22 protein-coding genes are annotated in these 20,914 nt (G+C 67.7%); 11 read left to right on the top strand and 11 right to left on the bottom strand.

Annotated features, from left to right (window positions below; translation table 11 throughout):
* Positions 1 to 18: 18 nt before the first annotated feature.
* Positions 19 to 192, top strand: coding sequence for a hypothetical protein (locus QZ814_RS02955; protein WP_294329600.1), 174 nt, complete (start codon positions 19 to 21; stop codon positions 190 to 192).
* Between the two features lie 36 nt (positions 193 to 228).
* Here the strand turns inward: QZ814_RS02955 and QZ814_RS02950 are convergent, their stop codons facing one another.
* On the bottom strand, positions 229 to 1,872 hold the full coding sequence (locus QZ814_RS02950) for an inorganic phosphate transporter (protein WP_294329599.1): 1,644 nt from the start codon (positions 1,870 to 1,872) through the stop codon (positions 229 to 231).
* Between the two features lie 63 nt (positions 1,873 to 1,935).
* Positions 1,936 to 2,130, bottom strand: coding sequence for a hypothetical protein (locus QZ814_RS02945; protein ID WP_294329598.1), 195 nt, complete (start codon positions 2,128 to 2,130; stop codon positions 1,936 to 1,938).
* A 168-nt stretch (positions 2,131 to 2,298) separates the two neighbouring features.
* Between QZ814_RS02945 and QZ814_RS02940 the strand changes: the two genes are divergently transcribed.
* On the top strand, positions 2,299 to 4,608 hold the full coding sequence (locus QZ814_RS02940; protein ID WP_294329597.1) for a UvrD-helicase domain-containing protein: 2,310 nt from the start codon (positions 2,299 to 2,301) through the stop codon (positions 4,606 to 4,608).
* Positions 4,609 to 4,617: 9 nt separating this feature from the next.
* On the opposite strand, the gene QZ814_RS02935 is transcribed toward QZ814_RS02940, so the two are convergent.
* Positions 4,618 to 4,959, bottom strand: a complete 342-nt coding sequence (locus QZ814_RS02935; RefSeq protein ID WP_294329596.1) for a WYL domain-containing protein — start codon at positions 4,957 to 4,959, stop codon at positions 4,618 to 4,620.
* A 177-nt stretch (positions 4,960 to 5,136) separates the two neighbouring features.
* Between QZ814_RS02935 and QZ814_RS02930 the strand changes: the two genes are divergently transcribed.
* From QZ814_RS02930 to cysK, 5 genes are all read left to right on the top strand, one after another.
* Positions 5,137 to 5,661 carry a glycine zipper 2TM domain-containing protein gene (locus tag QZ814_RS02930; RefSeq protein WP_294329595.1) on the top strand — a complete coding sequence of 175 codons (525 nt, stop codon included), beginning with the start codon at positions 5,137 to 5,139 and terminating at the stop codon, positions 5,659 to 5,661.
* Between the two features lie 220 nt (positions 5,662 to 5,881).
* Positions 5,882 to 6,076 carry a DUF465 domain-containing protein gene (locus QZ814_RS02925; RefSeq protein WP_365898006.1) on the top strand — a complete coding sequence of 65 codons (195 nt, stop codon included), beginning with the start codon at positions 5,882 to 5,884 and terminating at the stop codon, positions 6,074 to 6,076.
* 227 nt (positions 6,077 to 6,303) lie between these two features.
* Complete coding sequence (locus QZ814_RS02920) at positions 6,304 to 7,698, top strand: MFS transporter (RefSeq protein ID WP_294329593.1); 1,395 nt, start codon at positions 6,304 to 6,306, stop codon at positions 7,696 to 7,698.
* A gap of 66 nt (positions 7,699 to 7,764) precedes the next feature.
* Positions 7,765 to 9,087, top strand: a complete 1,323-nt coding sequence (locus QZ814_RS02915) for an MFS transporter (protein ID WP_294329592.1) — start codon at positions 7,765 to 7,767, stop codon at positions 9,085 to 9,087.
* Complete coding sequence (gene cysK, locus QZ814_RS02910) at positions 9,084 to 10,004, top strand: cysteine synthase A (RefSeq protein WP_294329590.1); 921 nt, start codon at positions 9,084 to 9,086, stop codon at positions 10,002 to 10,004. The genes QZ814_RS02915 and cysK overlap by 4 nt, the downstream gene beginning before the upstream one ends.
* Positions 10,005 to 10,173: 169 nt before the next feature.
* On the opposite strand, the gene QZ814_RS02905 is transcribed toward cysK, so the two are convergent.
* Positions 10,174 to 10,806, bottom strand: a complete 633-nt coding sequence (locus QZ814_RS02905) for an OmpA family protein (RefSeq protein WP_294329589.1) — start codon at positions 10,804 to 10,806, stop codon at positions 10,174 to 10,176.
* Positions 10,803 to 12,620 (bottom strand): sodium:proton antiporter, encoded by a 1,818-nt coding sequence (locus QZ814_RS02900; RefSeq protein ID WP_294329587.1) that lies wholly within the window; start codon positions 12,618 to 12,620, stop codon positions 10,803 to 10,805. Before QZ814_RS02900 ends, QZ814_RS02905 begins: the two co-directional genes overlap by 4 nt.
* Before the next feature lie 164 nt (positions 12,621 to 12,784).
* On the opposite strand from QZ814_RS02900, the gene QZ814_RS02895 reads away from it, so the two are divergent.
* On the top strand, positions 12,785 to 14,131 hold the full coding sequence (locus QZ814_RS02895) for a cell wall hydrolase (RefSeq protein WP_294329586.1): 1,347 nt from the start codon (positions 12,785 to 12,787) through the stop codon (positions 14,129 to 14,131).
* On the opposite strand, the gene QZ814_RS02890 is transcribed toward QZ814_RS02895, so the two are convergent.
* The 5 genes from QZ814_RS02890 to hisI form a co-directional block, all read right to left on the bottom strand.
* Positions 14,128 to 15,930: an acyl-CoA dehydrogenase C-terminal domain-containing protein gene (locus QZ814_RS02890; RefSeq protein WP_294329585.1), complete on the bottom strand. Its 1,803-nt coding sequence runs from the start codon at positions 15,928 to 15,930 to the stop codon at positions 14,128 to 14,130. The two genes, QZ814_RS02895 and QZ814_RS02890, sit on opposite strands and share 4 nt — an antisense overlap.
* 10 nt (positions 15,931 to 15,940) lie before the next feature.
* Positions 15,941 to 16,369, bottom strand: coding sequence for a MerR family DNA-binding transcriptional regulator (locus tag QZ814_RS02885; protein WP_294329584.1), 429 nt, complete (start codon positions 16,367 to 16,369; stop codon positions 15,941 to 15,943).
* Between the two features lie 45 nt (positions 16,370 to 16,414).
* Entirely contained in the window at positions 16,415 to 16,780 is a 366-nt protein-coding gene (locus tag QZ814_RS02880; protein WP_294329583.1) for a hypothetical protein, read from the bottom strand.
* Between the two features lie 67 nt (positions 16,781 to 16,847).
* Positions 16,848 to 17,345 (bottom strand): hypothetical protein, encoded by a 498-nt coding sequence (locus QZ814_RS02875; protein WP_294329582.1) that lies wholly within the window; start codon positions 17,343 to 17,345, stop codon positions 16,848 to 16,850.
* The gene (gene hisI, locus QZ814_RS02870; protein ID WP_294329581.1) at positions 17,342 to 17,704 is read right to left on the bottom strand and encodes a phosphoribosyl-AMP cyclohydrolase; all 363 of its coding nucleotides are present in this window, start codon (positions 17,702 to 17,704) and stop codon (positions 17,342 to 17,344) included. The genes QZ814_RS02875 and hisI overlap by 4 nt, the downstream gene beginning before the upstream one ends.
* A gap of 99 nt (positions 17,705 to 17,803) precedes the next feature.
* On the opposite strand from hisI, the gene QZ814_RS02865 reads away from it, so the two are divergent.
* The gene (locus tag QZ814_RS02865; protein WP_294329580.1) at positions 17,804 to 18,916 is read left to right on the top strand and encodes a hypothetical protein; all 1,113 of its coding nucleotides are present in this window, start codon (positions 17,804 to 17,806) and stop codon (positions 18,914 to 18,916) included.
* 3 nt (positions 18,917 to 18,919) lie between these two features.
* Here QZ814_RS02865 and QZ814_RS02860 read toward each other — a convergent pair whose 3' ends face one another.
* A complete protein-coding gene (locus QZ814_RS02860) occupies positions 18,920 to 19,168 on the bottom strand; it encodes a Rho termination factor (protein ID WP_294329579.1) in 249 nt (82 codons plus the stop codon).
* A gap of 132 nt (positions 19,169 to 19,300) precedes the next feature.
* Here QZ814_RS02860 and purF point away from each other — a divergent pair, with 132 nt between their 5' ends.
* Both purF and QZ814_RS02850 read left to right on the top strand, forming a co-directional pair.
* Positions 19,301 to 20,761 carry an amidophosphoribosyltransferase gene (gene purF / locus QZ814_RS02855; RefSeq protein ID WP_294329578.1) on the top strand — a complete coding sequence of 487 codons (1,461 nt, stop codon included), beginning with the start codon at positions 19,301 to 19,303 and terminating at the stop codon, positions 20,759 to 20,761.
* Positions 20,758 to 20,914 (top strand): SDR family NAD(P)-dependent oxidoreductase (locus QZ814_RS02850; RefSeq protein WP_294329690.1); only part of this gene is annotated, 157 nt, incomplete at its 3' end. The genes purF and QZ814_RS02850, both read left to right, overlap by 4 nt.

Here is a 20,914-nt window from a genome sequence, read left to right as displayed (position 1 = left end):
GAAGTAGGGAGTCGGGATATGCGCGAATCGCCCATCAAGCGTTTGGTCTATGCGGCCTTGTTCAGCCTGCTCGCGGGCGTGCTGGTTGCCGCCTACAACCCCGTCGATCATGTGAAGGCCGATCTGCACGCCGACGCCAGCGGCGTGAAGACCAGCCTGCATCTGGCGGTGCACGACCTGCTGAAGGGCTGAACAAAAAAGGGCGGGGTCTCCCCCGCCCTCCCGCGATCAGTGCAGGCCGAACAGCCGGACCGCGTTCAGCATCAGCCAGTAGAGCCCGCCCGAGAGCAGCATCGCCGCCGGCAGCGTCATCAGCCAGGCCAGCGCCATGTTGCGGATCGTCCGCACCTGCAGCCCTGCGCCACTCCCCACCGACGCGCCGGCCACGCCGGACGAGAGGATGTGCGTCGTCGAGACGGGACGGCCGATAAAGTCGGCTCCCATGATCGTGGCGGCTGCGACGATCTCGGCGGCGGCGCCCATCCCATAGGTCATGTGCTGCTTGCCGATCTTTTCGCCGACGGTGACGACGATCCGCTTCCAGCCGATCATCGTGCCGAGGCCCAGCGCGATCGCGACCACGATCTTCACCCAGACGGGGATGAAGCGCGTGCCGCTCTCCAGATCGTTCTGATAGGCCTTGAGCGCTTTCAGCTCCGGTTCGCTGAAGCCGACCGGCTTCTTGGTCGCGAGCTTGCTGGTGTCAAGCACCAGATACATGTCGTTGCGAACGTTCGAGCTGGCGCGTGCCGGCACCTTGCTCAGCGACCCATAGCTGGCCACTTCGTCGGTCAGGCTCTTCGAAATCGCCTGCATTGCGGCATAGGCCTTGGGGCCTTCTACCTTCCGGTGCTGCAGCGCGTCGGTCAGGATCGCGCGCGCTTGCACCGGGGTGACGGTGATGCCGTTGCTACGCTTCTCGAAGACCGCATTCGCCGCCTGTGAGGTCTGGACGAAGGCAGCCGTCGCGCTGGCGGGCAGCGTGCGGTTGAGCGCATAGGCGGTGGGTGCGCAGCCGATCAGGATCAGCATGATCAGCCCCATGCCCTTCTGGCCATCGTTCGATCCGTGGAAGAACGACACGGCGGTGCACGTGCCGATCAGCAGCGCACGAATGCCGCGCGGCGGCGGCGTGTTGCCCGAGGGCGCCTGGAACAGCTGCGGGCTGTTGCGGAACAGCACGCGCAGCACCAGCAGCAGCACCAGCGCGCCGGCAAAGCCCATCAGCGGGCTCCAGAACAACGCCGAGAACACCTTGGTCGCCTGCTCCCAGTCGACCCCGGCGGTGCCGCCGCGCGAGCCGCTGAGGATCAGCTGGTTGGCGAAGCCGACGCCCAGCACCGAGCCGATCAGCGCATGGCTGGAGGAATTGGGCAGGCCCACATACCAAGTCGCCAGGTTCCACAGCACCGCGGCGAGGAGCAGCGCGAAGATCATCGAGAACCCGGCCGCCGAGCCGACGTTCAGCAGCAGATCCACCGGCAGCAGCGTGATGATCGAATAGGCGACCGCGCCGCTCGACACCATCACGCCCAGGAAATTGAAGAAACCGGACCAGATCACCGCCAGCTGGGCGGGCATCGAGTTGGTGTAGATGACCGTCGCCACCGCATTGGCGGTGTCGTGAAAGCCGTTCACGAATTCGAAGCCAAGCGCGATCAGCAGCGCCAGCCCGAGAAAGGCAAAGACGCCGAGCGCCAGCGTCTCGCCGGCCTCGCGAGTGTCCACAAGGATGCTCCAGCCGGCAAAGGCGAGCCCTCCGATCAGGATCGCGGCGAAGAGCAGCTTCGCAACGGGGTGGGTTGTTTCGTTGAATCGGGGACTTCGCGGCAATTCTGCCGTGCTAGCCTGGTCCACTGCGAGCGTCGCCATGATGGTTGAGCCTTTGGGGTTGGCTGATGACAGGATAATGACAGGACTGGGAAAATACGGACTTCAGCGCAGGCATTCGGTGTGCGTGATCCGCACGATCTTGCCGTTCGAATCGCGTTCCTCGTGCCGCCCTGCCGTGCATGCCGGCTTCGTCGGCACGGACGCCGAACGCCAGGCGACCACCGCCGCGATGATCGCGAGCGTGAGGACCACCGCGAGCCGCACCTTCAGGCGCCGGGAGGAGTTCGGGACTGTCATGGGTTAATCTCGCGGCGGGGCATAGGCGTACGGACGGATGGAGGCAATCCATGGCGGGCGCGTTCGCGACGGATTATCGTTCTTAACCCTCCGTAATCCTTGGCTGCGGCACGCCCCGGTGATGCCTGGCGCTTGCGGCCCGCGGCAACGTTCCCTAGTTGTTCACGCATGTCGCTTGCCCCTTCCCCCCAGGACGCGCCCTATCTGCAGGGCCTGAACGATCCCCAGCGCGAGGCCGTGCTCACCATCGAAGGCCCGGTGCTGGTGCTCGCCGGCGCGGGCACCGGCAAGACGGCGGCGCTGACCGCCCGGCTCGCGCACCTGCTGTGGACCAGGCGCGCCTATCCCTCCGAGATCCTGGCGGTGACCTTCACCAACAAGGCCGCGCGCGAGATGCGCGAGCGGGTCGGCCGTCTCGTCGGCGAGGCGGTGGAGGGGATGCCGTGGCTCGGCACCTTCCACGCGATCGGCGCCAAGATGCTCCGCCGCCATGCCGAGCTGGTCGGGCTCGAGAGCAACTTCACCATCTTGGACACCGACGACCAGCTGCGTCTGCTGAAGCAGCTGATCCTCGCCAACGATCTCGACGAAAAGCGCTGGCCGGCGCGCCAGCTGGCCGGGCTGATCGACGGATGGAAGAATCGCGGGCTGATTCCCGCCGATCTCGATGCCGGTGAGTCCGAGAGCTACGCCAACGGTCGCGGGCAATCGCTCTATGCCCAATATCAGGAGCGGCTGCGACTGCTCAATGCCTGCGATTTCGGCGATCTTCTCCTCCACATGCTCACGATCCTTAAGACCCATCGTGAAGTGCTGGAGCTCTACCAGAAGCGCTTCCGCTACATCATGGTCGACGAGTATCAGGATACCAACGCGGTCCAGTATCTGTGGCTCCGCCTCCTGGCGCAGGAGCGCAAAAACATCTGCTGCGTCGGCGACGACGACCAGTCGATCTACAGCTGGCGTGGCGCGCAGGTGGAAAATATCCTGAAGTTCGAGAAGGACTTCCCCGGCGCCGTTACGATCAAGTTGGAACAGAATTATCGTTCCACCCCGCACATTCTCGGTGCCGCCTCGGGGGTGATCGCCAACAATGGCGGCCGCCTCGGCAAGACGCTGTGGACCGAAGTGGACGTCGGCGAGAAGGTGAAGGTGCTCGGCGTGTGGGACGGACCCGAGGAGGCCCGCCGTGTCGGCGAGGAGATCGAGGGGCTGCAGCGCGGCGGGCTCAGCCTGGACGCCACCGCGATCCTTGTCCGCGCCCAGCACCAGACCCGCGAGTTCGAAGACCGGTTCATCGCGATCGGCCTGCCCTATCGCATCATCGGCGGCTTCCGCTTCTACGAGCGGCAGGAAATCCGCGACGCCCTTGCCTATCTGCGCGTCGTCGCCCAGCCGGCCGACGACCTCGCCTTCGAGCGGATCGTCAACGTGCCGAAGCGCGGCCTTGGCGACAAGGCGCTGTCGAAGGTGCACCAATATGCCCGCGCGCAAGGCATCCCGCTGACCACCGCGGCCGCGCGCATCCTCGATACCGATGAACTGACGCCCCAGGCGCGGCGCGCGCTCGGCAACCTGGTCGGCGACATGGCGCGCTGGCGCAGCATGGGCGACGACCTCCAGCACCCGGACCTCGCCCGCATCATCCTCGACGAGAGCGGCTATACCGCGATGTGGCAGGCCGATCGCACCGCCGAGGCGGCGGGGCGGCTGGAAAACCTCAACGAACTCGTCCGCGCGATGGAAGAGTATGAAAGCCTCTCGGCGTTCCTCGAGCATGTCAGCCTAGTGATGGACAACGAGGCCTCCGCCGAGGAACCCAAGGTCACGATCATGACCATCCACGCCGCCAAGGGGCTGGAGTTCGATACGGTGTTCCTCGCCGGCTGGGAGGAAGGCCTGTTCCCGTCGCAGCGCGCGCTCGACGAGGGCGGGCTGGCCAGCCTCGAGGAGGAACGCCGCCTCGCCTATGTCGCGATCACGCGGGCACGGCGGCGGGCGATCATCCTCCATGCCGCCAATCGCCGCATCTACGGGCAATGGACGTCGAGCCTGCCGAGTCGCTTCGTCGGCGAACTGCCGCCCGAGCATGTCGAATCGGAAAGCACGATGACCGGCGGCGAGAGCCTTTGGCGCGCGAACTGGAGCGAGCGGAGCGATCCCTTCGCCGACGTCGCACGCGGCGCCGGCCGAGGCCCGGGCTGGCAGCGCGCGGCGGGGGTCGATCCCAAGAACCCGGGCGGCAGCTTCACCAACCGGACCTTCACCCGCGACCAGCCGCGCGTGCTGGAAAGCCGTGCCTCCGCCGTCAGCTTCGGCGCCAAGCCGCGCGGCGACCTGTCGCTCGGCCTGCGCGTGTTCCACCAGAAGTTCGGCTATGGCACGATCGCGGAGATCGAAGGCAACAAGCTGGAGATCGACTTCGAACAGGCGGGCCGCAAGCGGGTGATGGACAGCTTCGTCAGCGTGCCGGACTGACCTGCCGGGTCAGGCCTCGGGCTCGACCTTCATCAGCGTCTGCCCGACATATTTGTCGAGCTCGGGGTCGAACAGGTCGCTGATCTCGAAGGCGCGGTCGAGCACCGAGACTTCCTTGAGACCGTCGACCTTGAACGTCGCCATCTTCGGCTCGCGGGGCAGCATGCCCTCGCGCGAGACGATGAACGCATCGGTGTAGAGCGATTCGTTGCGCGTGTAGAGGATGTGCGGCGCCACGATCATGCGCGTGCGATTATACGTCACCTGCAGGCAGCGCAGGCGCACAATGCCTTCGAGGACGAACGGGGTGTTGTTGACAGGGGCTTCGGTCACGGCAGCGCTAACGTTCATGGGACAAATATGATACCAATGCTGCAGAGCAGCAAGGGCAAAGCGCATAGCCCATGGAGCGTTCCTCTCCCAGCATTGTTTCGCCCGCAGCTTCGTTCAGCCGCGCTTCACGCGCAAGTATGGAAGGAAGCGACCGTTCCCGGCCATCGCGCCGGCAGATGCATGAAGGAGATGAGCATGAAGCACGTCCTCGCCCTCGCAGCCCTTGCGGTTGCCGGGCTGTCGGTCGCCGCGCCGGCTTCGGCGCAGCAATATTCCTCGCCGGACCAGGAGCGCGCCCGCTTCGAGGCCGCGCGCGATCGCTTCGATCGGGAATATCGCCTGTTCCAGCAGGCATCGGAGCGCTACGCTAATTACAGCGACTGGCTCGCCCACGCCCCGCCGCCGCCCCCGCGCGTCGAGATCCGCGATGAGGGAAGCTGGGAACCCTCGCGCTATTATCGCCCCGGCGACAGCGAGCGCGTGCTCAGCAGCAACGACCGCATCTATCGCGGCGATGACGGCCGCTATTACTGCAAGCGTCCGGACGGCACGACGGGCCTGATCGTCGGTGCGGCAGCCGGTGGCCTGTTCGGCAACGTCATCTCGAGCCGTCACTCGAGCACGGTCGGCACGCTGCTTGGCGCGATCGCCGGCGGCGCGATCGGCAACTCGATCGACAAGAACAACCAGATGAACAACCAGGACGTGCGCTGCCGCTGAGGCAGTCGGGGCCTCGCCTTGCGCGAGGCCCCTTGTCCTCCTCCGGGATCTTCCTATGTTGGTAGTGCGGGACCGGGCCCCTCTGGCGGCGGCTTCCATCGAAGCCCCGTGATGTCGGACCGCATCGAGCATGCTCGGTGCAGGATCGGCGGTACCCAACCCCACCCTTCCCCGTCGAGCCGCTCGATCGATGCACTTTCATCGATTTGGAGCCATGACGATGACGATTGTTGAACGCCTGATCGCCACCCACCGGATGCTGGAGCGCGAGATCCGCCGCGAAGTGCGCCGAGTGATGCCCGATGCCTTCCGCCTGACCCAGCTGAAGAAGCACAAGCTGGCGGTGAAGGACCGGCTGCATCTCCACCTGCCAGCGGCTGCCGCGCGGATCGCGCTGGTGCCGAGTCGGCGCTGACGGCGATCGATCGGGCCCGCGACCTGCGCTGCGGGCCCGTTTCGCGTCAGTGCCAGAAGATCAGCAGCAGGATGATGACGGGAATCGGAATTCCCAGCAGCCACAACAAGATACCCTTACCCACGCACGCCTCCTGAACAGGTTGTTTCACGTCATCACTAAACCTTGGGCGGGTGTTGGTGGTTCCGGACTGGGAACCCGGGGCGCGTTGATGCACTAGAGCGGCGATGCAAACCGACGGTCTCCCCCTGCCCCGCCGCATAACCGCCATCGCCGCCGTTTCCTTCGGGACCGCATTGGTGGTGATCGACGGTGCGATCGCCACCGTGGCGCTGCCCACCATCGCGCGCGATCTCCATGTCGACTCTTCCGCCGCGGTTGCCGTGGTCACGGTGTACCAGCTGGTCCTGGTGATGCTGCTGCTGCCCTTTTCGGGGCTGGGAAACCGCATTGGGCTCAAGCGGCTCTACCAGGTCGGGCAGATCGTCTTCACGGTCGCGACCATTCTCTGTTTCTTCGCCAAGAGCCTGCCGTTCCTGCTGATCGTGCGCGCGGCGCAGGCGGCGGGCGCGGCGGCGGCGCTCAGCGTATCCTCGGCGCTGGTACGGCAGATCTATCCGGCAAAGCAGCTCGGCCGCGGCCTCGGCGTCAATTCGGTCGTGGTGTCGGTCTCGTCGGCGATCGCCCCGACGCTGGGCGGGCTGGTGCTGGCGGTCGGCCCCTGGCCCTGGGTGTTCGCCTCTGCCGTGCCCTTTGCCATTGCGAGCCTGCTGCTCGGCCGCTCGCTGCCGGACCTGCCCCGCTCGAAGGCGCCGTTCGACGTCCTCGGCGCGGTGCTTTGCGCGGCGATGTTCGGGCTGGTGATCGGCGGACTCGAAAGCGCGGTGCACGGCGACAGCCCGGTGGTGTCCGCGGCGGTGGTGCTGGCCGGCGTGGCCATCGGCGTGATCTTCGTCCGCCGCGAACAGGGCGAGGCCGAACCCATCTTGCCGGTCGACCTGCTCGCCCGCCCGGTGCTGGCGCTGTCCACGATCGGCGCGTTCACGGCGTTCGTCGCGACGATGACGCTGCTGCTCGCGCTGCCGTTCCGCCTCCAGCACGGCTATGGCTTTGCGCCGTCCGAAGTGGGCGCGGTGATCGCCCCCTGGCCGTTGACGACGATGTTCGTCGCGCCGCTGGCCGGTTCGCTGTCGGACCGCTACCCCGCGGGCGCGCTGGGCGGGATCGGGATGGTCGTCGCCATTGCGGGCCTGATCGCCCTTGCCTTCCTGCCACACGACCCAAGCTATCTCGACATTGCCTGGCGGATGGCGCTGACCGGCGCAGGCTTCGGCATGTTCCTCTCGCCCAATGCCCGGCTGATCATCGGCTCGGCGCCGGTCGAGCGCGCCGCCGCCGCGGGCGGGCTGATCTCGACCACCCGCATGGTCGGGCAGACAACCGGCGCGACGCTGGTCGCGGCCCTGCTGGCGATGGGCGTCGGCGGCGGCAGCACGCCGGCGCTGGTCGCGGCAGGGCTTGCGCTGATCGCCGGCATCTGTAGCCTCGCCCGCCTGCGCCCCTCGGTCCGCAATCCCGGTACGCGGGAGGCAGACGCGGCCCAGCCCGCCCAGATGGGATAAAGCTTTAGCGCCCCAAACCTTCGCAGGCATTGCGCAGGCGGCGGTGGCGCGCCAAGAGCCGGAGCCATGGCCCAACATCCCTTCGCCATCGGCAATTTCCGCGCCTATTTCGTCGCCCGCCTCGCTGCCACGCTGGGGCAGATGGCGATGGTGATCGTGATCGGCTGGCAGGTCTATGACATCGCCCGGCGGACGATGAGCATCAAGGAAGCGGCCTTCCAGCTCGGCATGATCGGGGTGGCGCAGTTCCTGCCGCTCTTGTTCCTGTCGCTGTTCGCCGGCTGGGTGGCGGACCGGATCGACCGGCGCTGGATCGCCCGTGCGGCGGTGGCGCTGGAAGCGGGCTGCGCCCTGGCGCTCGCCTGGCTGACCTGGCGGCACACCATCACCCTGCCGGCGCTGTTCAGCATCGCCGCGCTGCTCGGCGTCGCGCGCGCGTTCGTGAGCCCGGCGCTGGGGGCACTGGCGCCGAACCTGGTGCCGAAGGGCATCCTGCCCACCGCGATTGCGCTGAGTTCGCTCGCCTGGCAGACCGGCACGGTGATCGGCCCCGCCATGGGCGGCTATCTCTACGCCGCCGCCTCCTGGGCCGCCTATGCGGTGTCGGGCGGGCTGTTCCTGGTCTCGCTGCTGATGCTGTTCCTGATCGGCCCGGTGCCGGTCGCCAATCGCAAGTTCACCGGCAGCCCATGGTCGCAGATGGTCGACGGGCTTCACTATGTCCGCCGCAACCGGTTGGTGCTGGGTGCGATCTCGCTCGACCTGTTCGCGGTGCTGCTCGGCGGCGCGACGGCGATGCTGCCGGTCTATGCACGCGATATCCTGCAGGTGGGATCGGAGGGCCTCGGGCACCTTCGCGCCGCGCCTGCGTTGGGTGCGGTGGTGACGGCCCTGTTCTTCTCGTGGCGCCCGCTCAAGACCAATGTGGGCGTGAAGATGCTGGTCGCGGTCGCGCTGTTCGGCCTGGCGACCGTGGTGTTCGGCGCCGCCGCGCCGCTGCTGGTGCCGGTGCTCGGCCCCAAGGCGGTCGGCACCGATCTCTCCCCCGCCGTGCTGATCTCGCTGGCTGCGCTGTTCGTGCTGGGCGCGGCGGACATGGTCTCGGTCTATGTCCGCCAGTCGCTGATCCAGCTCTACACGCCGGACGAGATGCGCGGCCGGGTCGGTGCGGTCTCCACCCTGTTCATTTCCGGATCGAACGAGCTGGGCGAAGCCGAAAGCGGCTTCCTCGCCGCGCTGATCGGGCCCGTCGCCGCGGTGATCGGCGGCGGCATCGGCGCGATCCTTGTCACGGCCCTGTGGGCGAAGCTATTCCCGGAACTCAAGCGGGCTCGAACCTTCGATCCTCCGGCCACTCTCGAAGTTCCTGCCAAGGAGATGACGACATGAAGGCGAACACGATCCTCGAGACGATCGGCAACACGCCGCACGTTCGCGTGCAGAAGCTGTTTCCCGGCGCAGAGGTATGGATCAAGTCCGAGCGCTCGAACCCGGGCGGCTCGATCAAGGACCGCATCGCGCTGGCGATGATCGAGGCGGCCGAGAAGGATGGCAGCCTGAAGCCCGGCGGCACGATCGTCGAGCCGACCAGCGGCAACACCGGCGTAGGCCTGGCGATGGTCGCGGCGGTGAAGGGCTACAAGCTGATCCTGGTGATGCCGGAGAGCATGTCGCTGGAGCGCCGGCGGCTGATGCTGGCGTACGGCGCGACCTTCGACCTCACCCCGCGCGAAAAGGGCATGAAGGGCGCGATCGAGCGCGCGTTGGAGATCGTCGAGAGCACGCCCGGCGCCTGGATGCCGCAGCAGTTCGAAAATAGTGCGAACATCGACGTGCATGTGCGTACGACCGCGCAGGAAATCCTAAACGACTTCCGCGAAACGCCGATCGACGTGATCATCACCGGCGTCGGCACCGGCGGCCACATCACCGGCGTGGCGGAAGCGCTCAAGAAGGCATGGCCGGCCCTCAAGGTCTATGCGGTGGAGCCGGAGCTGTCGCCGGTCATCTCGGGCGGCCAGCCCGGTCCGCACCCGATCCAGGGCATCGGCGCGGGCTTCGTGCCGAAGAACCTCCACACCGATGCGATCGACGGGGTGATCAAGGTCGATGCCGCCGTCGCCAAGGATATGGCGCGCCGCTCGGCCGCCGAAGAGGGCATGCTGGTCGGCATCTCCTCGGGCGCGACGCTGGCGGGCATCCTCCAGAAGCTGCCCGACCTGCCCGAGGGCGTGCGCGTGCTCGGCTTCAACTACGACACCGGCGAGCGCTATCTGAGCGTGCCGGACTTCCTGCCGGAGAGCTGAGGGGACAAGGGGGCGCCCTTCCAAGGATGCCCCCGCCCCCGAACGCGCTGGCCCCGCCCCACACCGTCACCCCAGCGGACGCTGGGGTCTCGTCGGGGCTGGGCGGCAACGGCGCCGCGCTTCTGATGGAGATCCCAGCGTTCGCTGGGATGACGGTTGGCGAGAGGACTTATTTCGCGTCGGCGTCGGACCCCGGAGCCGCGCCATTATCGGACGTAGCCACCGGCGCTTCTGCGGGCACCGGCTGCGGCAGCGCCACCTGCACCTCCACCCGCCGGTTCTTCGCCCGCGCTTCCGGATCGTCGCTGCCGTCCGGCTTGGCATTCGGCACCAAGGCGCGGGTCTCCCCGAACGCGATCACCGTCATCCGTTCGGCCGGCACGCCCTTTGACACCAGATAATCCCGCACTGCCTCCGCTCGCTTGCGCGAGGAGAGCAGATTGACGCGGTCGTCGCCACGCGTGTCGCTATGGCCACCGATCGTGATCGGCCCGCCGGCGGCCATGGTAGCGTTGCCCAGCATCTCGTCGAGCAGCTTGCGGCCCGCATCGTCCAGCTTGAGACCCGATGCGCCGAACGGCACCACGAGATCCAGTGGCTTCAGCGCGGGCCTTTCGGGCTGGTCCGGCACGACATCCGGCCGCAGGATCGACTTGGGCGCCTCGGCCGCGCTGTTGTTCGCGAGGCCGTCGTCCTCGGCAAGGATGCTCTTGTTCTCGGCCGCGGCATTGTCGCGGACCGGCTCCTGCGCATTGCAGCCCGCCAGCGCCGCAACGAGGGCGACCGTCACCCATCTGCTCATGCAACCTCCTCCTGAAGCCGTCGCGCCGCCGGCACGGGGGGCACGTACGAGATGATGGTGTCGCCGGGCTGCGGCGTCGGGCGGCTGGCGTGCGAGAAGAAGCGGAGCAGCCCGCCCTTGCGCACCAGCAGCAGCATGTCGGCCGCGTCGGGCAGGTCGGCCTTGGCGGCGTCGAAATCGAACTGCTCGGTCAGCCGGGTCTTGCGGAACCCCCAGCCGGCATGGTCGCGCTCGACGATTTCGTCGACGCCGTGGCCGCTGGTGAACAGCGCGCGGCCACGGAGCGACTCCGGCAGCGCCCGCGCATCCTCGTCATCGCCGCCGCTGCCCAGCTGGTAGACATTGTCGCGCCCCATCTCATGCGCGAATTCGTTGCAGACCAGCGCGTTGTACGCCTCGTTGTCGCTGGTGGCGGCGAGCACCTGGAATTGCGACATGTCCAGCCGGTCCTCGGTCGCCTCGGCGAGGATCTCGCCATGATAGGTGGCGATGCCCGCCGACCGCGCCGGCCGCAGCCGCTGCCAGCTGGTGTCGCAGATCGTGACGGGCACCTCGAGCTGGCGGAGCTGGTCGGCGAGCGCGAGACTCCACGGCGTGCCGCCGACGATCAGCAGGCCGCGCTCGGTGGCGCCGGTCACCTTGAGCAGGCGCGCCACCGGACCGATCGAGAAGCCGTGCGCAACGATCGTCGCGACGACCACGGCGAAGGACAGGGTCACCAGGATCGAGCCGTCGCTATAGCCGAGCTTGTCGAGCCGCAGTGCGAATAGCCCCGAGATCGCCACCGCGACGATGCCGCGCGGGGCGATCCAGGCGACCAGCAGCCGCTCGTTCCACGGCACCTTGGTAAAGGCAAGGCTCAGCAGCACGGTGATCGGCCGCACCAGGAAGAGGAGCGCGGCGAGGAAGGCGAGGAAACGCCACTCGAAATGGCGCAGCACCTCGAAGTCGAGCGAGGCCGAGAGCAGCACGAACACGCCCGAGATCAGCAGGACGGTGACATTCTCCTTGAACGGATGGATGTCGCGCAGCGAGTCCAGCCGCATGTTGGCGAGCGCCACGCCCATCACGGTCACGGTGATCAGCCCGGTCTCCTGCTGGATCAGGTTCGATCCGACGAACACGCCGATGACGGCGACCAGCAGCACCGGCGCCTTCAGATATTCGGGCACATGCCCGCGCTGGAACGCCCAGCCGATCGCCTTGGCGACCACGAAGCCGATCAGCCCGGCGACGATGCTCGCCGCCAGCAACGAGCCCAGCACACTGAGCAACGTGCCGCCATCCCCGGCACGGCGGAGATATTCATAGGTCACCAGCCCGCACAGCGCGCCGATCGGATCGTTGACGATGGCTTCCCATTTGAGGATCGCCCGCGGCCGCTGCGCGACGTTGCTCTGGCGGAGCAACGGGAGCACCACGGTCGGGCCGGTAACGACGAGGATTCCGGCGAACAGCGTCGCCACCGGCCAGACCAGCCCCGCGGCGTAATAGAGCGCCAGCGTCCCCAGCCCCCAGCCGATCGGCACACCGAGCAGCACCAGTCGGGTGACCGCGCCGTCGGTCCGGCGCAGCTCGCGGAAGTTGAGGCTGAGGCCGCCTTCGAACAGGATCAGCGCGACCGCGATCGAGACGATCGGCTCCAGCAGGCTGCCGAACACGGCATGCGGCGCGATAACGCCCGCTACGGGACCTGCCAGCACGCCGGCAACGAGCATCAGCGCGATCGCCGGCCAGCCGGTGCGCCACGCGACCCACTGCGCGCCGATGCCGAGCGCCCCGATCAGCGCGATGACGAGCGCGGGTTGATGCATGCCGGAAAATGCCTTCGTTGCTGCGCAGAGAGGAGGTGCCCGCCTGCACTACGGTTCCGCACCCATATCGGTTCCGTTCCAAGGCGGCGGGGCGCGCGCAGTTCCCATGCCCGGCGCTTTCGGATACAGGCGGCCGCCCACCATCGAGATCGCCATAACCGCCTGTGACGCCACGCCTTACCTCCGCTCCCGTCCCCGTCTGGCTTCGGCTGGTCCTCGGCCTCCTCGCGCTTGCCGCGCTGGTGGTGCCGGCGTTGCTCGTGCTCAACGCGCCCAAGATCGTGCACCGACCGCACCGCGTGCCGCCGGTCGCGCTGCCCAAGCGGGTGGTGCCGAAGGAGGAATTGCCGCCGGTCGAGCCGGTCGCGATCGCCGACCTCTCGCCCGACGACGCGCGGGCATTCAACGCCTCCATCCCCTTTTCGACCGATCCGAATCCGGCCGCCCGCCCCTTCCACCTCGTCGGCGCCGCGGACAGCCAGGCGCGGGCGCTCGACTGTCTCGCCGCCGCCGAGATTTATGAGGCGGGCGACGACGCGCTGGGCGAACGGGCGGTGGCGCAGGTGATCCTCAACCGCGTCCGCCACCCGGCCTTCCCCAAGACGGTGTGCGGCGTGGTGTTCCAGGGGTCGGAGCGCAGCACCGGCTGCCAGTTCACCTTCAGCTGCGACGGCGCGCTCGCCCGCTGGTCCCCCACGCCGGTGGCTTGGGCACGCGCCCGCGAGATCGCGAAGATGGCGCTGCACGGCGCGGTGTTCCGCCCGGTCGGCCACGCCACGCATTACCACACCGACTGGGTGGTGCCGTACTGGAGCGCGAGCCTGGACAAGATCACGGCGCTGCACACCCATTTGTTCTTCCGCTGGGCCGGCTGGTGGGGCACGCCCCCCGCCTTCAACCGCGGCTATGTCGCCGACGAGCCGAACATTCCCCAGCTTGCCAAGCTCTCCCCCGCGCATCTGGGTGGGGCGACGGAGGCGGCGGGCCCGGCCGGCGATCCCGGCGCCACCGGGCTGCTGTTCGACGTCAACAAGGCCGCCGGCGCGATCCCGGCGAGCGCGGTGCCGGCTGCCGTGGCGGGCGACCAGAACGTGTTCCTGGTGACGCTGCCGGACGACATGGTGCCGGATCTCTACCCGGCGCTGGCGCTGCGCACCTGCGGCAATCGGCCCTATTGCAAGTTCATGGCCTGGCTGGACTCGTCGAAGAAGCCCGCCCGCCTGCCGCCCACCGGCGATCAGGCGGCGGCCATGTCGTTCAGCTATCTGCGCGACGAGAAGGTCCAGTATGTGAAGGCGCTGTGGAACTGCGAGCAGTTCCGCCGCCCGAGTCCTGCTCAGTGCATGCGCCGCCAGCCGCAGCCGGTACCGGCGGCAACGCCCACACCGGCACCGGCAACGGCAACGGACCCCGCCCCCCTCGACGGCGTTCGCCGCAAGGCGCCCGCACAGAACAAGGCCGGCGCCGCGGCTCCCGCGACACCGGCCTCGTCAACGCCCGGCAGCGATTAGGCTGCCTTGAACATCTCCGGATCGAGCGCCATCACGGCCTCGCTGCCCGCCTCGATCTTGCGGCGCAGGCCGCTCGCATCGGGAAGGAACCGCTCGGCGTAGAAGCGCGCGGTGACCAGCTTGGCCTCTAGGAAGGCGACGTCCTCGGCACCCTGGGCCAGCGCCTCGGCAGCGGCCTTGGCCATGCGCAGCCACATCAGGCCGAGCGCGACCAGCCCGGTCAGCTGCATGTACGGATAGGCGCCCGCGCCGACTTCGTTCGGGTTCTTGAACCCGTTCTGTGCCAGCCACATGGTCGCACCTTGCAGATGGCCGAGCGCCTTCTCCAGCGCCTCGGCGAACCCGGCGAGCTTCGCGTCACCCTTGGCCGCCGCGACTTCCTCGCCGACGACGCGGAAGAAGGCCTGCACCGCGCGGCCGCCGTTCAGCGCCAGCTTGCGGCCGACCAGGTCCATCGCCTGCACGCCGTTGGTGCCTTCGTAGATCATCGCGATGCGGGCATCGCGGACATACTGCTCCATGCCCCATTCGGCGATGTAGCCATGGCCGCCATAAACCTGCTGGCAATCGGTCGCGACCTTGTAGCCGATATCGGTGCCGACGCCCTTGATCACCGGGGTCAGCAGCCCGATCAGGTCGCCGGCGAGCTGGCGCTCCTCCTCGGTGGCGGCGGCATGCTCCATGTCGACCTGGAGCGCGCCCCACAGGCACAGCGCGCGCAGGCCCTCGATCTGCGCCTTGGCTTCCATCAGCATGCGGCGGACGTCGGGATGGACGAACAGCGTGTCGGCCTTTTCCGCCGGCTCCTTCGGACCGGTCAGCGCACGCCCCTGGCGGCGGTCGCCGGCATATTGCACCGCGTTCTGCATCGCGACTTCGGCGATGCCGAGGCCCTGCAGGCCGACGCCCAGACGCGCGGCGTTCATCATGATGAACATCGCCGCGAGGCCCTTCATCTCCTCGCCGACCAGCCAGCCCTTGGCGCCGTCATAGTTCATCACGCAGGTCGAGTTGGCGTGGATGCCCATCTTGTGCTCGATCGAGCCGCACGACACCGCATTGCGTTCGCCCAGCGAGCCATCGTCGTTGACGATGAACTTCGGCACCACGAAGAGCGAGATGCCCTTGGTGCTGTCCGGCGCGCCGGGCGTCTTGGCGAGCACCAGGTGGATGATGTTGCTGGTCAGGTCATGCTCGCCCGACGAGATGAAGATCTTGGTGCCGGTGATGCTGTAGGAGCCGTCGGCATTGGGCTCGGCCTTGGTCTTGATCAGGCCCAGGTCCGTGCCGCACTGCGGCTCGGTCAGGTTCATCGTGCCGCCCCATTCGCCCGAGACCATCTTGGGCACGTACTTGGCCTTCTGCTCCTCCGAACCCTTGACCAGCAGCGCCGCGATCGCGCCGTGGGTCAGGCCCGGATACATGGCGAAGGCCATGTTCGCGGCGATCATATATTCCTCATACGCAGTCGCCACGACGTGCGGCATCGCCTGGCCGCCATATTCCACCGGTGCACTCAGCGTGCCCCAGCCGCTCTCGACGAACTGCTTGTACGCTTCCTTGAACCCTTCCGGCGTCGTCACGCTGCCGTCGGGGTGGCGGGTGCAGCCCTGCTGGTCGCCGCTATGGTTGATCGGGAACAGGACCTCGGCGACGAACTTGCCGCCTTCCTCCAGCACCGCATCGACCACGTCGGGAGTGGCCGCCTGGAAGTGCGGCAGGTTGGTGTAGCGATCGAGCCCGATGATCCGATCGAGAACGAAGCGCGTGTCGCGCACAGGCGGGGTAAACTGCGGCATTTCAGGTTCCTCAGTGCTCGTTGTCTTTGCTTTTGATCAGGTCGACGAACTGCGCGAGCTCGGCGATGTGCGCGTCGATGTCGCGCTTCTGCGCTTCGAGATGGGCGATGCGGTCCATGCACCGCTCCAGCGTCACCTGGCGCTGCAGCCGGCGATTGTCGCCGAGATCGTAGAGATCGATCATCTCCTTGATGTCGGCGAGGCTGAAGCCGACGCGCTTGCCGCGCAGGATCCAGGCGAGCCGGGCGCGATCGCGGTGCGTGTAGATCCGCTGGGTGCCGCGCCGCTCGGGTGCGATCAGCCCCTCGTCCTCGTAGAAACGAAGCGCGCGGGGGGTCACGCCGAACTCGGCGCACAAATCGGAAATGGAGAAGGCGTCGCGATCGGGACGCGGTTCGATCGGCGCCAGGGCCTCGATCGGAGCGGCAGCAGCGGTCATGCTGCTTTTATAGTTTCCCTTTACGTGAACGTCAAGCGGGGTGCGCTATTTCCGGGGCCGCGATCCACCGTTTGATCGTGCCCGCACGATGTCCTCGTGCAGCAGGATGGCACGGGTGTTGAGCTCGGCCGCAGCGGCGTCGCTGAGCCCGTTCCTCGCGAGGCGATCGGCCAGCGCAAGGTTTCCGTCGTCAGCGCGTCGGAGTTGCCGTGCTTCCTGGCGGGTGATCTCGCCGCCGACCTCGCCGGCGCGGATTTCGCTCCGCGCGCTTCGAGGCTGCGGAGCGATACGGATGCCCCGTTCGGCAACGCTGCCGCCGGCGCTCGCGGGCACCGGGCCGCCCCAGATCTGGGCAGCGGCCGGCGCGATGGAAAACAGGCTGAAGGCGATGGCGAGGAGCAGCACCCGCATCTTCACTCTCCCAAACCGGCGATCGCGGCCGCCCTTGGGAAAAGCTATCACAGGTTCGTCTACGCGCCTACTCGCCGCAGGGCAGATGGCCCTCGGGATCGCGCATCGCACGAGCCTCCGCGACCGACTCGCCCAGCCGGACGAACTGCGCGCCCGCCAGCGCCGCCCGACCCGTGCAGAGCCGCTGGCAGGCGGCCGACAAGGCACCCGGCAGCGCGAGATGGTCGCCGTCATAGCGGGCGGTGAAGCGACACGCCTCGTCCTGGCCGAGCGCCAGGGCCAGCCCCTCTCCCGCGCGCCGGACCGTGCCCTTGGCGCGGCATCCATTGCCCTCGCCATAGTCGATCACGATGCCGATCCGGTGCGTCTGCCCCGACGGCACGATGCACAACCGGTCCGGTCCGCGCGCATAGGCGCCGGCAATGGCGGTGTCGCGGGGATCGCGTACCAGGCCCCGCTGGATCGCGGCGGTTTCCAGGTCGACCGAGGCGTTCGGCGACGGCGCCGGCGATGGCGCGCCACAGCTCGCCAGGATCGGTAGCAGCGCCAGCCCCGCGCGCCTCATGCGTCGCGCACCAGCGCTCCGTTCTCGATCCGGCGGTAGAAGCAACTCGGCGCGCCGGTGTGGCAGGCGGGGCCGTGCGGCTCGACACGCAGCCACAGCGCGTCCTGGTCGCAATCGATCCGCGCCTCGACGACGTGGAGGAAGTGGCCGGAGGTCTCGCCCTTGGTCCACAGCCGACCGCGGCTGCGCGACCAGAAGGTGGCCCTGCCCGTCTCCAGCGTCACCGCCAGCGCCTCGGCGTTCATATGGGCGAGCATCAGCACCTCGCCGGTGGCGGCGTGGGTGGCGACGGCGGTGATCAGGCCGTTGGCGTCATATTTCGGGTCGAGCGCGGCGCCCGTTTCGCGAATGTCGGTCACGGGCACGCTGTAGCGGCGTTCCGGCCTAGCGTCACCCCTCGCACGTCGCCATGGAGCGGTTTACAGCGTCGTGCGTCGCGCGTTCGAAGGGAGATGATGGTGATCCTGTTTGCTCTGGCTCCGCTCGCCCTGGCGGCGGCTGTCGTCCCCACCGCGCCGCAGGGCACCACCGGCCCCAGTTTTGCCTGTTCGGCAGCGACGTCCGCGATGGAAAAGACGATCTGTGGCGATCCGAAGCTCGGCGCCCTCGATCGTGAGATGGCGCAGCTGTACAGCCTCGCCAAGACAAGCGCCTCCGGCACCGGCCCCTCGAACCAGCTCGCGGCCCAGCGTATGGCGCTGCAAGCCATGCGCGCCTGCACGCCGCCGCTGCGCGCGTGCCTCGAGGACCGCTATGTCGCCCGGACCCAGGCGCTGGCGATCGCGGTCCTGACCACGGCACCTGCGACCGCGCTGCCCGTCCTGCGCCGCAACGACCCGGCCTTCGCGCCGATCCTCGAGGCCGTGCAGCTCTGGTCGGAAGCACCGGCCGATGCCGCTTGGTCTGCACCCGAGCGCGCGCAGAGTCGCCGCCGGATCACGACGCTGCTGCGGCCCTATCTCACCCGGCTGCTGACGGATGCCGACCAGTCGTACGGCAGATCGATCCTGCAGGACGCCGGGGCGGATGGCGTGTCGGTGAAGACCATCGACGACATCTTCCGCTCGGATCGCCATTTCGCCGCGTTGCTGCAGATCCTCGGCCCATATCTGGACCAGGCCACGCCCACCGACCTGCCCCGCGATCTGCCCTGTGCGGCGATCGTCCGCCACCCGGCGCTGCTCTCGGCGACAGGCCCGGTATTCGGGTCGACGATGGACAATTTCGTCTTCGGCAATGATTGCCAGGCAACGCTACCGCCGCTGCCGCTGCTGGAAGCGCTGCAGACCAAGCTCTATCGCGGCTGGCCCCAATGCGAGGGAACGATCCGCTTCGCGATCTATCGCGGCTTTGCGACAGATATCGACCAGGCGAGACTCGGGCGCACGCCCTCGGCAAAGGCCAAGGCGCTTCCCGCGCGCAAAGGCGTTACCCGAGCCTCCGTCACCGGCGTCGAGCGCGAGCTCACGGACTATTACAGCCGCTTCCTGGGCCGCACGCCCGCCGCTGCCGCGACGATGGCCCGAAGCGCGCTGTCCGAACTGATGACGGACGCGCACCAATGTGAGTGAGGCTCAGTGCTTCCGGATCGCCTTCACCAGCGCATCCTTGTCCATCTTGGACCGCCCCTCGATGCCGATCTCCCGGGCCTCGTCGTACAGTGCGGCCTTGCTGCGATCCTCCAGCTTGCCGCCGCCCGAATCGAGACTGCCGTTCGCTTGCGCATTGGCGATCCGCGCCGCCTTCTCCTTCGAGGCGCCCTCGTCGCGAAGCTTCTCGTAAAGGTCGTCGTTCTTGATCTGGGTGCCGTGATCCTTGGCCATGATCGCTCTCCTTTCTCAGGGGGTTAACCTGCAAAAAGGGTAAACGGTCCTTTTCCCTGTTACAGACCGGAGACAAAGCGGGACGAAGCGCTTATATGCCCGCCCATCGTCCCCGTTCCCCCCCGAGGGCCAATGCTTACCACACACCCGTTCGATGACGACAAGCTGCGCGAAGAGTGCGGCGTATTCGGCGTTTCCAACAGCGAAGGCGCGGCCGCGATGGTCGCGCTGGGACTGCACGCGCTCCAGCACCGCGGCCAGGAGGCGGCGGGCATAACCAGCTGGGACGGCAATCAGTTCCACACGCATCGCGCGATGGGGCATGTCGCCGGCAATTTCGATCGCGACGACGTGATCCGCTCGCTCCCCGGCCTCGCTGCCTGCGGCCATGTCCGCTACGCGACGACCGGCGGTTCGGCGATCCGCAACGTCCAGCCGCTCTATGCCGAGCTGGCCAGCGGCGGCTTTGCCATCGCGCATAACGGGAACATCTCGAACGCGATGCGGCTGCGGCGCGATCTCGTCCGCCGCGGCGCGATCTTCCAGTCGACCTCGGATACCGAGGTGATCATCCACCTCGTTGCCACGTCGCAGTACCGCACGCTGATCGACCGGTTCATCGATGCGCTGAAGCAGGTCGAGGGCGCCTATTCGCTGATCGTGATGACACCCGAGGGGATGATCGCCTGCCGCGATCCGCTCGGCATCCGTCCGCTGGTGATGGGTCGCCAGGGCGAGTCGATCGTCTTCGCTTCGGAGACCGTCGCGCTCGACGTGTGCGACGCGCAATATATCCGCGACGTCGAGCCGGGCGAGCTCGTGATCGTCAAGGCCAATGGCGAGATGAGCAGCCACAAGCCGTTCGCGCCCCAGGCGCCGCGGCCGTGCATCTTCGAATATGTCTATTTCTCGCGGCCCGATTCGATCAGCGACAGCCGCTCGGTCTATTCGGTCCGCAAGGCGATCGGCGCGCAGCTGGCGATCGAATCGCCGGTCGACGCCGACCTCGTCGTGCCCGTCCCCGATTCGGGTGTGCCGGCGGCGATCGGCTATGCCCAGCAGTCGGGCATTCCGTTCGAGCTCGGCATCATCCGCTCGCACTATGTCGGCCGCACCTTCATCCAGCCGGGCGACAAGGTCCGCCATCTGGGCGTGAAGCTGAAGCACAACGCCAACCGCAAGCTGATCGAGGGCAAGCGCATCGTGCTGGTCGATGATTCGATCGTGCGCGGCACGACGTCGCTGAAAATCGTGCAGATGATGCGCGATGCCGGCGCGGCGGAGGTCCATATGCGCATCGCATCGCCGCCGACGCGCCATTCGTGCTTCTACGGCGTCGACACGCCCGAACGCGCGAAGCTGCTGGCGGCGAAGTACGACCTGGGCGGCATGACCGACTATATCCAGGCCGACAGCCTCGCCTTCATCTCGATCGACGGTTTGTACCGGGCATTGGGCGAAGCCAACCGGACCGCCGTTCGTCCGAAATATTGCGACGCCTGCTTCACCGGGGAATATCCGACGCCGCTGACCGATCAGGACGAGACGACGTCGGTCGATCAGTTCGCGGTTCTGGCCGAACGGGTCGGATGAGCGACCGGTTGAAGGGGCAGCTGGCGCTCGTCACGGGCGCCAGCCGGGGGATCGGTGCCGCCACCGCCGTCGCGCTGGCGGCGGAGGGCGCGCACATCATCCTGACCGCACGCACGCCCGGCGGTCTGGAGGAGGTCGAGGATGCGATCTACG

Source organism: uncultured Sphingomonas sp. (genome assembly GCF_913777625.1).
Taxonomy (GTDB): domain Bacteria; phylum Pseudomonadota; class Alphaproteobacteria; order Sphingomonadales; family Sphingomonadaceae; genus Sphingomonas.
The sequence above is the reverse complement of the archived record's forward strand: the minus strand, read 5'-3'. Positions and strand labels throughout refer to the sequence as shown.